Origin of the sequence: Streptomyces sp. NBC_01463 (genome assembly GCA_036227345.1) — a bacterium.
Lineage (GTDB): Bacteria > Actinomycetota > Actinomycetes > Streptomycetales > Streptomycetaceae > Streptomyces.
Genome location: CP109468.1, coordinates 661,977 through 674,577 on the forward strand (window position 1 = coordinate 661,977; position 12,601 = coordinate 674,577).

Genomic DNA, 12,601 nt, shown 5'->3' on the forward strand with positions numbered 1-12,601 from the left:
GTGGGTCAGGTGGCCGCCCCGCTCAGGTGGCCGCCCGGCTCGCGAGGTACTCGGTGAGGCCCCGGTCGGTGAGCGGGTAGTAGTCGGAGAGCAGCCCGCCCTCGTCGAGGCGTTGGCGCGCGAACGCCTCCCGGTCCTGGTGCAGCAGGGAGTCCTCGGCGAGCGGGATCGCGTTCTGCTGCGGCACGACGACGGCGCCGTCCTCATCGGCGACGATCAGGTCGCCGGGCGTGACGAGGGAGCCGCCGACACCGACCGGTACGTTGAAGGCCGACGGGAACAGCTCGGTCTGCGAGGCGTAGTGCGGGGTGACACCGGTGCACCAGATGGGGACACCGAGCGCACGCACCCGGGCCGCGTCCCGTACCCGGCCGTCCACCACGATCCCGGCCCCGCCGCGCAGCTTGAAGTAGCGCACGAGCATGTCGCCGAGGCAGCCGGTGAAGTGACTGCCGTGAGCTGCCACGACCAGGATGTCACCCGGCTGGATCGACTCCAGAACGCCCCAGAGCGGGGTCTTGCTCTCGATGTCCTCCTGCTCGGCGCCGTTGAAGACGTCCTCCCGCTGCGGGAGGAACTGCAGGGTCACGGCGCCGCCGGTGATCTTGACGTCCGGTTCGCGGTGCAGCGGGACGGGGCCGTCGATGAACGTCCGGGTGATGCCCATCTGATGCAGCTTCGCGCAGGCGGTCGCCGCGCTCACGTCCTTCAGGGCGTCCACCATCTGCGCCGTGGGCCGCACGTAGGACGAGGTGTGGACCGGTGATCGCATCGACGCGTAGGCACCGGTCCCCTCCGTCCCGTTCGTGCGGGTCTCCCCCGTCGGCGCCGCCGTCTGTTCCTCCATCGGGTGCATGCACGTGCCTCTCCGCGCGCTCGTCGCACGCAACGCCAGTGACATCATCGCCTATCGATGGTAGATAACAGCCAATCGATTAGTGCTGTCAATGCGTCAGGAGCCCTCCGTGACCGGTGTCCCCACAGATTCCGCCGATTGTGCCGAATCCCCTGATTCCACCGCCTGGTTCGAGGCCGCCCGCTTCGGACTCTTCGTCCATTTCGGCCTGTACAGCATGGCGGCGCGGCACGAGTGGGTACGCAGCCGGGAGGCCATGTCGCAGGAGGCGTACGACCGTTACCTCGACCGCTTCGACCCCGACCTGTTCGATGCCCGTCAACTCGCGCGCGCCGCGAAGGAGTCGGGGATGCGGTACGCGGTGCTGACGGCCAAGCACCACGACGGCTTCTGCCTGTTCGGCTCGGCGCTCACCGACTACACCTCGGTGCGGGCGACGGGCCGCGATCTGGTGCGTGAGTTCGTCGACGCGATGCGCGCCGAGGGCCTGCGGGTGGGCCTGTACTACTCACTGCTCGACTGGCACCACCCCGACTTCACCATCGACGAGCACCACCCCCTGCGCGGCACCGCGGCGGCGGAGGAACCCCGCGACATGGCGCGCTACCGCGCGTACATGGAGGGCCAGATCCGCGAACTCCTCACCGGTTACGGGAAGATCGACACCCTCTTCTTCGACTTCACGTACCCGGAGAAGGGCCCGGAGGAGTGGGGTGCGGAACACCTTCTGTCCACGGTACGGGCGTTGCAGCCGGACATCCTCGTCAACGACCGCCTCGGCGTGCCCGGGGACTACGTCACTCCCGAGCAGTACCAGCCCGACCGGCCGCTGGAGCGGGCCGGCGAGCGGGTGACCTGGGAGGCCTGCCACACACTCAACGGCTCGTGGGGCTACGACCGTGACAACCACGACTACAAGGACCCCGCGCTGCTGGTCCGGATGCTGGTGCAGTCCGTCGCCTGCGGCGGCAACCTCATCCTGAACGTCGGGCCCACCGGCCGCGGCGCCCTGGACCCGCAGGCCCGCGCCACGCTCCGGGCCATCGGCGACTGGTCGGCGCTGCACGAGCGGTCCGTGCGGGGTGCGGGGCCGAGCGCCCACGAACCGCCCGCGGCCGGCCTCTACACGCAGGCCGGAAACCGCCTCTATCTGCATCTGCCGGTCTGGCCGCTGAAGCACCTGCACCTGCCGGGGCTGGCCGGGCGCGTGCGCTACGCCCAACTCCTGCACGACGGTTCGGAGATCCTGTTCAGCGAGCTGGACGGCACGCGGCACGAGCACAACAACCTCGCGCCGCCGAGCCAGCCGACGGGGACCCTCACCCTGACCCTGCCGATCGCCCGGCCCGACGTGCTGCTCCCCGTCATCGAGCTGGAACTGGACGGCGCGGAGTGAACCCCGGGGCGGGGCCTTCACGTTGAGCGGCGTCATCGGATCCCAGAGGTTGCGGCAGCACTCTTGAGAAAGAGAGAACCCAGCCCTAGCATCAACAATCGATAGACGATTGGCTTGAAGGTGAGGGCCCTGCCCCGCCTCCCCCCGCACCGCACGACCCGCCGGGCAATCCGCACTTGCGCCCGCACCCCCCTGCCGCTGCTCCACCGGGAGTACGCGGCTGCAGAACAGCTATCGATTATTCACGACTACGCAACGGAGCGTGTCCCGATGAAAACTAAGTGGCGCCGTACTTGCGGGCTCGCCGTGGCCCCCCTGCTGATGGCATCGGCCGTCGCCTGCGGCGGCGGGTCCGGCCAGGCCTCGGACGGCACGACTCTCCGCGTGATCGTGAACATCACGCCGAACCTGACGGAGAAGTACTGGAACGACCTCTTCGCCTCCTACGAGAAGGCGCACCCCGGGGTCGACATCAAGCTCGAACTGACCGGCACGATCTCGGCGGACGCGAAGCTGCGCCAGGACCTGGCGGCGGGCGATCCGCCGGATGTCGCCCAGCAGATCGTCCCGACCGCCGACACCGCCTCGCTCTTCGCCGACCTGTCCGACCAGCCCTGGACCGCCAAGACTCCGCTGGCCGACCAGTACGCCGTCGGCGGCAAGCGCTACGTCGTCGGCGTGGGTGAGCAGATCCAGTCGCTCGTCTTCTACAACAAGGCCGCCTTCGAGAAGGCGGGGCTCGATGCCTCGAAGATCCGGACCATGGATCAGTTCACCGCGGCGATGGGCGACTTGAAGGGCGCGGGGTACAAGCCGCTGCAGGCCGCCGGCCAGTGGGTCACCGGATCGCAGTTCTCGATGATGGCCGACGCGGGGGTGCTCACCGCCGACCCCCGGTGGACGGTCAAGCGCAACGACGGCAAGGCCTCCTTCGCGAAGAGCGGCTACCTGCCCTACCTGGAGCGGTACAAGGGCTGGATAGACAAGGGCTACCTGGAGAAGAGCGCGCTCGGCCTCACCTACGCGGACGGGCAGACGGCCTTCCTGAACGGCAAGTCCGCGATGTACATCATGGGTTCGTTCTTCGTGCCCGCCGCGGACGCCGCCAAGAAGAGCGACGACATCGGCGTGTTCACCATGCCGACCGACGGGGCTTACCCGTCGGGCCAGTTCGGCAACATCTCGAACCCGTACGTCGTGGTCGGCAAGTCGCGGCACAAGGCCGAGGCGGTCAAGTTCGTGAAGTGGGCGACCACCGACCCGGCGGCCATCAGGAGCCAGCTCGCCTCCGACGCGAACCTGCGGGAGGGCTTCACGTACAAGATGTCCAGCCTCGGCACCGCCGTGCAGCAGATCCTGGACAAGGCGCCCTCGGTGATCGTGAAGTCCGGTGAGAGCCAGCCGATCGCGGGCTTCAGCGACGAGCTCAACAAGCAGGTCCAGTCCCTGTACACGGGCTCGTCCGCCTCGGGTGCGGCCGACGGATTGGACAAGTGGTGGAACTCGCAGAGCTGACCGCGGGACCGGATCTCCGGGCACGGCGCCGGGCGCGGCTGCGCGAGTCGGCCGTCTCCTTCGGGATGATGGGCCCGGCGGTGCTGCTCTACACGGTGATGACCGTCGTCCCGGTGGGAGTCGCGGTCTACCTCAGTTTCACCGACTGGGACGGCTTCTCCACCGCCGCCTTCACCGGACTCGACAACTACAAGCACCTCTTCGACGACCCGAGTTCGTCGGACGCCTGGTACGTGACGGCGCTGATCGCCGCGGTCGGCACGGTCCTGATGGTGGGCCTGGGGCTCGTGTACGCGCTCGCGCTCAAGGGCCGTTCGCGTGCGAACTCGTTCTTCCGGGCCGTCGCGTACTTCCCGCATGTGATCAGCGCGCTGATCCTGGGCTATCTGTGGGCGGCGATCCTCGGCACCAACGGCGCCATCAACAACACGCTCGCCAAGTTCGGGATCGAGCCGGTCGGCTTCCTCTTCGACGAGCAGTTCGCGCTGATCTCGCTGATCGCCGTGATCGTCTGGGCCGGATTCGGTTTCAACGTCGTGCTGTTCGTCGCCGCCCTGCAGACGGTGCCGGCCGAGCTGCTGGAGGCGGCGGCGATCGACGGCGCCTCCAAGCGGCAGATCAACCTGCGGATCGTGATCCCCATGATCGCGCCCGTGGTGACCGTGGCGACGGTGCTGAACCTGGTGGGGCTGATCCGGGCGTACGACATCGTGGTCAGCCTCACCGGAGGCGGTCCGGCCGGGTCCACGCAGACGTTCACCTATCTCATTCTCGCCCGGTCCTTCGAGGGCACCAAGGTCGGCTACGCGACCGCGCAGGCGGTGTTCCTGATGGTGGTGTCCGCGGTGTTCGCCCTCGTGGTGACGGCGCTGCGCAACCGTCAGGACCAGGCCGCGACAGGAAGTTAGGAGCCGTTGGTGGTTGTACTGGAAGCAGAGGTCCGCGACAGGCCGAAGGTCGCGCCGGCCAAGGCGGACGACGCGCCGCGGGCGGACCGGGAGGAGTCCCGCTCGCCCGTGCGGTGGGCCCTTCTCGGGGTGCTCTTCGTCGTCATGATCGTGCCGGTGTACCTGCTCGTGGTGAACGCCTTCAAGTCGCAGCAGGACATCCTCGACAACCCGTTCTCGATCCCGCTCGGCGGGCTGACCTTCGAGCACATGTCGGCGGCGGTCAACAGCCCGCAGTTCAACGTCATCCACGGCTACGGCTTCACGCTGTTCCTCGTCGTTCTCGTGGACGTGCTGTGCATCCTGCTCGCGGGCCCCGCCGCGTACGCGATCGCGCGCAGCCTCAAACGGCGCACCCAGCTGGTCCTGCTGTACTTCCTGGCCGGCACGTTCATCCCGGGTGCCGCGGTGATCATCCCGGTGATCTACGTGCTGCGCGAGATCGGCCTGGCCAACACGGTGACCGGCCTGGTCGCGCACGATGTGGCGTCCACCCTGCCGGTGAGCATCTTCCTGTTCGTCGGCTTCATCCGCACCATCCCGGTGGACATCGACCACGCGGCGACGATCGACGGCGCGGGCCGCAACCGGACGTTCTGGTCGATCATCTTCCCCCTGATGCGCCCGGCGGTCGTCACCGTGCTCATCCTCAACTCGATCGGGATCTGGAACGACTTCATCTCCCCGCAGATCCTGCTCAGCCCCTCGTCGGGGCACTACACGGTCACCACGGCGGTCTACGCCGGCATCAGCCAGTACTCGACCGACCTGACGAAGGTGTTCCCCAACCTCCTGCTCGCCATCGCACCCGTCGTCATCTTCTTCATCTACATGCAGCGCCACATCATCAGCGGTCTCACCGTCGGCGCCGTGAAGGGCTGAACCCGGACGCCGCCCGGGTGCGACACCCCCGTCCGAGAACGAGCCGATCCCAGAGAAAGGACTCCGGAGTGCCGATGAGAAGGAGGCCGCCGTCCCGCACGGGACTGTGGTCCGCAGCCGCCCTGCTCGCATCCCTGACCATGGTGGCGGCCGGCCACCCCGCCGCCGCCCATCCGGTCCGCCCCCTGGCGGGACAGACCTACTACGTCTCGCCGGCCGGCCAGGACACCGCCGACGGCAAGACCACCGGCACGCCGTTCCGGCACATCCAGAAGTGTGCCGACGTGCTGGTGCCCGGTGACACGTGTCTGATCCTGTCCGGCACGTACGAGGAGACCGTCGTGCCGGCGCGCTCCGGCACCGCCGCGCTCCCCATCACCTACCGTGCCGCGCCGGGGGCGGACGTCACGGTGAGCGGCGCCTCCAGGATCGGCGGCTTCGAGCCGGTCACCGCCGCCGATGTCACCGCGATCGCCCAGGCCGATCCGTTCGCCGCGAACTCGCAGTTCAGCGACGCGGTGGCGGCCGGACACATCTACAGCACGGACGTCGACCTCGGCGCGGACGTGAGCACCGTCCAGGTGTTCACCGACAAGACGATGGACATCGAGGCGCAGTGGCCCTATCCCGGGCTCGACCTCCTCGACCCCGCGCTCCAGTACGCCGGCGCGGGCAGCGCGGACGCCACCGTCGCCGACGCGGACCTGACCCGCCCGGCGGGGTACTGGGACGGCGCGCGTGCCCTCACCGGCTACTGGTACATCTCGGCCACCACCACGGTGAAGAGCTCGGCCGTCGGCTCGGTGACGCTGGACGCCGCGCCGCCGTGCGTCCACAAGGTCGTGCCCGCCGAGACGCGCTACGCGCTCTCCGGGAAGATCGGCGAACTCGCCCACCCCGGCGAGTGGTTCTACGACGCGACCGCCAAGCGGCTGTACCTGTACGGCACCGACGACCCGGACAGCCACGTCGTCGAGGCCAAGCGCCGCACCCTCGGCTTCGACCTGACGAACACCGGCCACACCACGATCGACGGGATCGGCCTGTTCGCCACCACGGTCAAGACCGGTCCGACCAGCACCGGCGTCACCCTGGACGGCATCAAGGGCAGGTACCTGTCGCACTACACCGACATCACCCGGGGCGCGACCGACTGCGGCAGCACGGTGACGCGGGGCGTCGGTGACACCGGGATCATCCTCGACGGCACCCACAACAGCGTCGTGAACAGCGATCTGTCGCTGAGCGCCGGGAACGGCATCGCGCTGCGCGGACAGAACAACACCGCGACGGACAACGTGATCCACGACGTCGACTACATGGGCACCTACGCGGCGGGCATCGCCGTGCAGGGCAACAGCCAGACGGTCACGCACAACACGATCTCCCGCGTCGGCCGCAGCGGCATCAACCTCCAGTGGAACGAGGTGGCGGGCCTCACCCCGGGCAAGGACGTGATCGCCTACAACGACATCTCCGGGTACGCCCGGATGAGCCTGGACGTCGCCGCGATCTACACCTGCTGCAGCGCGTGGATGATGGGCACCGCCATCGACCACAACGTGCTGCACGACCCGGCGCCGGCCACGACGTCGACCACGTTCGGGATCTCGGGGATCTACGCCGACAACGGCCAGAGCGACCTCGTGATCGCGAACAACGTGGGCTGGGGCAACCGGGAGGGCACCGTGATGCTCAACGGTCTGGGCACCGGATCGCACGACAACGGCGTCTACAACAACACCGGCGGCATGACGCTGTTCTACGTGAAGGAGCCGGGGCAGTCGACCGGAACGAAGATCTACAACAACCTGGGGACGATCCGGGGTCTCGCCGGCGCGACGGACGGCGGGCTCGTCCTCTCCGACAACCTCGACCCGGCCGTCGATCCGCTGTTCGTCGACGCGGCGAACCATGACTTCCGGCTCACCGCCGGATCACCGGCACGCAATCAGGCGATCGCGCTGCCGGGCATCAACGACGGTTCCGTGGATCCGGCGCCGAGTCTCGGGGCCTACCAGTACGGAGCACCCAAGTGGACGGCGGGCGCCCGCCGTTAGTCCGCACGCGGACGGCCGTGTGCCCGGCCCGGAAGACTCCGGGCCGGGCACACGGCCGTTCCGGTCAACTCGACTTCGGCGACGCCTTCGCGGCCGCCGTCCGCTTCGTCGCGGCGGCCTTCCTGCGCGGCTTCCCCGGCTCCCGCACATCCGGCACGGGCCCGCGGCCCGCGGCGTGGTCGGCGAACGCCTGGGCCGCCTTGTCGGGCTCGCCGGTCCTCAGCAGGCTCACGAGCCGCCCGTGCTCCTCGGCCATCGCCTGCCAGTCACCGCCGAACAGCGGGTCGGAGATGGCCCGCAGGGTGCGCAGACTCGGCTCGATGACCTCCCACATGCGGGCCAGGAAGGGATTGCCTGCGAACTGGCTGACCAGGGAGTGGAACTCCACGTCGGCGTCGCGGAAGCTGCTGACGTCGTTCGCGGCCACCGCCCGGTGCATCCGCTCGACCTGCGCGTCGAGCTCGGCGAGCTGCTCCGGGGTGATGTGCTCGGCGGCAAGGCGCGCGGCGAGGCCCTCCAGCGGTTCACGCACCTGACGGGCGTAGTCGGCGTCCTGCGAGGAGATCTCGACGACGAAGTGCCCGCGCCGCGGCACGTGTGTGAAAAGGCCCTCACGGGCCAGCCGCTTGACGGCCTCGCGGACCGGGGCCTGGCTCACGCCGAGCCGCCGCGCGATCTCGGACTCGACCACACGGTCGTTCGGTGCGAGATCGCCCTCGACGACGGCCTGGCGGAGCAGTTCGTACACCTGGTCCGAGATCAGGGTCTTGCGGAACCGGTCCTTGTTGGTGGCCAGCGTGGAGACGAACCCACCGGACGCTTGTGATGCCATGAATTCCCAATCCTGCACTGGGGCACGTCAGTTGCGACATAATACGCGCCCGACTTCGCTCGATGGAGTAGCACCGAGGTTTCCTGCTGTGCGGCCGGCCGGTGGAGCTCCGGCGTGTTCACCCTCCGGGCCGGCCCGGGGTGAGGAGGAGTCGGTTACTGATCATCGCCTATCGATCATCGAGGGAATCGAATCAGGGGCGTTCGAGCACTGTCAACCACGCGGGTGGTCAGCCGTCGAGTGCGTACACCCGGACCGCTGTCGTCCGCAGCACCTGATCGCGCTGATGGTCGGTCAGATGTGCCAGTCCGAGGCGGGACGTCGCGAGGGAGTCCGCCCGCGAGCCGCGGGGCAGACAGATCGGCCAGTCGGAGCCGATGAGGCAGCGGCCGGGGCCGAGCGTGTCCACGACGTGCCGCACCATGTGGGCGACTCGCTGCGGCGGGACCCCGTGCTGCTGGGTGAGCAGCCCGGAGATCTTCACCACCACGTCCGGGCTCGCGGCGGCGTGCTCGATGTCGCGGTACCACTCCCCCGCCGCGGGGGTCCGCAGGTCCGGCGGATTGCCCAGGTGGTCGACGACGACGGTCAGCCCGGGGTGCCGCGCGGCGGTGTCGACCGCGGCCGGCAGGGCGCTCCGGTGCAGGTTGAGCTCCAGGGCCACGCCTGCTCCGGCCAGTACGGGGACGAGCGCCCGGGCCGGTTCGGGGGTGTCGTCCCACGTGGCGCCGCCGAGCCGCATGCCGGCCGGGCGGGAGCCGCCCATCCCGTGCAGGAGGGCACGGAAGGCGTCCGGGCCGTCCTCGCCGTGGACGTGCAGGTTGGCGACGTATCCGGCGACCAGATCCGGGCGGCGCAGGCGCAGTTCACGCAGGGCGTGCGTCTCCCCCGCGTCGCCGCGCGACGCCTCCACCAGCACCGCCCCGGTCAGGCCGAGGCCGGCGCCCGACCGCTCCAGCTCGTCCTCGCCGTAGACCTGATGATGCTCGCCGCCGGGCTTGATCCACGGGAATCCCCTTGCCGGATCCCACAGGTGGACATGGCAGTCGATCACGGTGCGCCTCCTCCTCGGAGCATGCGGGGCGGCTCCTGAGTATTGACACGTCGGCTCCCCGCCGGTGAGTCTAACCATCGGCTATCGATGGGCGATTATTCAATGCTTACGTGACGAGGGAGCAGGTGTTCTCGATGCTCAGCCCTGAGCGGACCGGCGGCACACACACGGGGGAAGGTGAACACGGGCCACTGCTGACGGCGACGCGGAGCCTCACGGGAGTCCCCCGATGGGCGGAACTGGAACGGCAGTTGTTCGTCGTGCAGAACAAGGCATGGCGGCTCTTCGCCGACCGCTACACCGAGGGGGACGGCCGTCTCGTCTTCCGCGGCACGCTCGGCGAGGGCCTGGACGGCCGGGACGGCGTGGACGACTTCTACGAGCCGTTCTTCAACTGGCCGACGCTGTATCTGCTGGGCGGCAGCGAGGAGTTGCTGTCCGCCGCGCACCGGCACTGGCGCGGGGTCAGTGCCCAGCTCGCCGAGATGGGCATGCTCAGCGACGGCCTGGAGCGCGGCTACGACTGGTTCCACCAGGGCGAGGGCCTGCTGCTGTTCTACGGCCTGTGCCTGGCCGACCCGGACGACGCGGAACTGCGCGAACTCGCCTGCCGTTTCGCCGACTTCTACCTTCCCGGCGGCCCCAACTACGACTCCGCGAACCGGGTCCTGCGCGCCCCGCACAACGGTTCGGCGGGACCGCGCTTCGGCTTCAGCGACGAGGAGGCGTACTTCCCGTGGAGCGAGGCCCTGCGCCCGTACGGCCTGCCGCTGGACGGGGTCGACGACGTGCGGTCCTTCGACGACCTGTCCGGCTCACCCGAGCGCGCCCGGGCGTACGGCCGCGCGATGTGGGACCGGATGGGCCGCGGTGACACGATCGTGAACCTGGCCGCCACCGGCCTCGCGACCCATGCCTTCCTGCTCAGCGGCGAACGCCGGTACGCGGACTGGGTGGCGGAGTACGTCGGCGTGTGGCAGGAGCGGCTCGCCGGCCGGGACGTGGTGCCGGACAACGCCGGTCTGAACGGTGTCGTGGGTGAGTACCTGGACGGCCGCTGGTACGGCGGCCACTACGGGTGGTCCTGGCCGCACGGCCTGTCCCCCGTCGGAAGCGCCACCGTCATCGGCGCGGCCAACGCGACCCTGCTCACCGGGGACCGGGGCTTCCTGGACCTCGCCCGCAACCCCCTCGACGTGGTGCTATCGCGCGCCGAGGAGCGCGGGCCCGACGGGCGGGGCACGCTCGGCGAGCGCTGGGACCCCCACCTGCGCACGATGACGGCCGAGCGCACCCTCATGGTCCCCCAGCGGCACAACGACTCCGGCTGGTTCGACTTCACCGTCATGCCCGGGCAACTGCCCCTTTCCCTGTGGCACTTCAGCCGGGAGGAGGCCGACCGGGAGCGGATCGAGCGCCTGCGTGCCGGTTCCCGCTGGGACTGGACCGCCGTGCACACCCAGCGCATCAAGGACGAGGCGGGACACGAGGAGCCCTGGTACGAGTTCCTGCACGGGCGGAACCCGCGGTATCCCGAGCTGATGCTGCACAGCGCGCTGGCGAGCTGCGCCGAGCGGGTGGAGGCCATCGAGAGCGACACCGTCGACCCGGCCGTCGGACCCGACGCCCTGGACATCCATCACTGGCAGCACCTCAACCCGGTGGTGACCGAGGCCCTGTTGCAGCTGACCACCGGGTCGCCGCAGGTGCTCTACAACGGCGGCGTCCTCCACCTGCACGTGCGCTACCACGACGCGGACACCCGGCGCCCCGGCCTGCCGCCGGACGTCGCCGCGCTCGTGTCCGACATCCGCCCGGACCACACGGTGGTCGAGCTGGTCAACCTCGGCGCGTCGGCGCGCTCCCTGCTGGTGCAGACGGGTTCGTTCGCCGAGCACCACATCGCCGCCGTCCGCGTGGACGACGGTCCCGAGCAGCCGGTCGGCGGGCCGTACTGCCGTGTCGGCCTGCCCGCGCACTCGGCGATCCGGCTGACCCTGACCATGACGCTCCGCGCGGGCCGTGCGGCCTGCGCCTCCCCGTGGGAGAAGGCATGACCGACCGGCCGGCAGCCAAGCGGCTGCCCTTCACCCTGCCCCGCATCGGCCTGGGCACCGCCCCGCTCGGCGGGCTCTTCGAGGACGTCGCCGACGAGGAGGCCGCCGCCACGCTCAAGGCGGCGGCCGCGGCCGGGATCACGTATTTCGACACGGCGCCCCGCTACGGACACGGGCTCGCCGAACAGCGTCTGGGCCGGCTGCTCGACCCGTCCGCCGACCCGGCCCCGCTGATCTCCACCAAGACCGGCTGGCTGCTGCGTCCCCGCCCGGACGGCTCCCCGGGCGAGGTGATCACCGACTGGACGGAGCGCGGCATCCGCGAGTCCCTGGAGTCGAGCCTGACGCGCCTGGGCCGCTCCAGCGTCGACATCCTGTATCTGCACGACCCGGACAACTACCCGGAGGAGATCCGCCGCACTGCCTATCCGGCGGTGCGCAGGCTGCGCGACGAGGGACTGGTGCGGGCCATCGGGTTCGGCATGAACCACAGCGGCCCGCTGGCCTCGTACGTGGCGGAGTTCGAGGTCGACGTCGTGCTCATCGCGGGCCGGCTCTCGCTCCTGGACCACGAGGCACTCACCACTCTGCTGCCGCTCTGCGGGGAAACGGGCACCTCGGTGGTCGTCGGCGGTGTGTTCAACACCGGTCTGCTGGCCGACCCGAACCCCGGCGCCATGTTCAACTACCGTCCCGTACCGGCGCAGACGCTGGAGCGGGCGCGGGAGTGCCGGGCCCTGTGCGACGCGTACGGCGTACCCCTGGCCGCGGCCGCGATCCAGTTCCCGCTGTTGCACGCCGCCGTCGACTCGGTCGTCCTCGGCTGCCGTTCGGCGGCGGAGGTCACGGCGAACGCGGCGAACGCGCGCTTCCCGGTCCCGGACGAGCTCTGGAAGGAGCTCGCGCGGGCCGGATTCGTGCCCGAGCAGCTGCTGGAGGAGCGCGCCGGATAGCCGGAAAGGCCGCGGTCGGCATGCCGGCCGCGGCCTTCGCCGGGGGTGT

10 protein-coding genes are annotated in these 12,601 nt (G+C 69.8%); 7 read left to right on the forward strand and 3 right to left on the reverse strand.

Annotated elements, in window-relative coordinates; genetic code table 11:
* Window positions 1-22: 22 nt before the first annotated feature.
* Window positions 23-856 (reverse strand): ribonuclease activity regulator RraA, encoded by an 834-nt coding sequence (locus OG521_02910; GenBank protein ID WUW19785.1) that lies wholly within the window; start codon window positions 854-856, stop codon window positions 23-25.
* Between the two features lie 109 nt (window positions 857-965).
* On the opposite strand from OG521_02910, the gene OG521_02915 reads away from it, so the two are divergent.
* The 5 genes from OG521_02915 to OG521_02935 all read left to right on the forward strand — a co-directional run bounded on the left by OG521_02915 (window position 966) and on the right by OG521_02935 (window position 7,656).
* Entirely contained in the window at window positions 966-2,252 is a 1,287-nt protein-coding gene (locus OG521_02915) for an alpha-L-fucosidase (GenBank protein WUW19786.1), read from the forward strand.
* 270 nt (window positions 2,253-2,522) lie between these two features.
* Window positions 2,523-3,767 carry an extracellular solute-binding protein gene (locus tag OG521_02920; protein ID WUW19787.1) on the forward strand — a complete coding sequence of 415 codons (1,245 nt, stop codon included), beginning with the start codon at window positions 2,523-2,525 and terminating at the stop codon, window positions 3,765-3,767.
* A complete protein-coding gene (locus tag OG521_02925; protein ID WUW19788.1) occupies window positions 3,746-4,675 on the forward strand; it encodes a sugar ABC transporter permease in 930 nt (309 codons plus the stop codon). The genes OG521_02920 and OG521_02925 overlap by 22 nt, the downstream gene beginning before the upstream one ends.
* A 9-nt stretch (window positions 4,676-4,684) precedes the next feature.
* Window positions 4,685-5,596 (forward strand): carbohydrate ABC transporter permease, encoded by a 912-nt coding sequence (locus OG521_02930; protein ID WUW19789.1) that lies wholly within the window; start codon window positions 4,685-4,687, stop codon window positions 5,594-5,596.
* A gap of 74 nt (window positions 5,597-5,670) precedes the next feature.
* A complete protein-coding gene (locus OG521_02935) occupies window positions 5,671-7,656 on the forward strand; it encodes a right-handed parallel beta-helix repeat-containing protein (GenBank protein WUW19790.1) in 1,986 nt (661 codons plus the stop codon).
* Between the two features lie 64 nt (window positions 7,657-7,720).
* Here OG521_02935 and OG521_02940 read toward each other — a convergent pair whose 3' ends face one another.
* On the reverse strand, window positions 7,721-8,488 hold the full coding sequence (locus OG521_02940; GenBank protein ID WUW19791.1) for a GntR family transcriptional regulator: 768 nt from the start codon (window positions 8,486-8,488) through the stop codon (window positions 7,721-7,723).
* A gap of 229 nt (window positions 8,489-8,717) precedes the next feature.
* Complete coding sequence (locus tag OG521_02945) at window positions 8,718-9,542, reverse strand: amidohydrolase (GenBank protein WUW19792.1); 825 nt, start codon at window positions 9,540-9,542, stop codon at window positions 8,718-8,720.
* A gap of 110 nt (window positions 9,543-9,652) precedes the next feature.
* Here OG521_02945 and OG521_02950 point away from each other — a divergent pair, with 110 nt between their 5' ends.
* Complete coding sequence (locus tag OG521_02950) at window positions 9,653-11,599, forward strand: hypothetical protein (GenBank protein ID WUW19793.1); 1,947 nt, start codon at window positions 9,653-9,655, stop codon at window positions 11,597-11,599.
* A complete protein-coding gene (locus OG521_02955; protein WUW19794.1) occupies window positions 11,596-12,552 on the forward strand; it encodes an aldo/keto reductase in 957 nt (318 codons plus the stop codon). Before OG521_02950 ends, OG521_02955 begins: the two co-directional genes overlap by 4 nt.
* The last annotated feature ends 49 nt before the right edge of the window (window positions 12,553-12,601 follow it).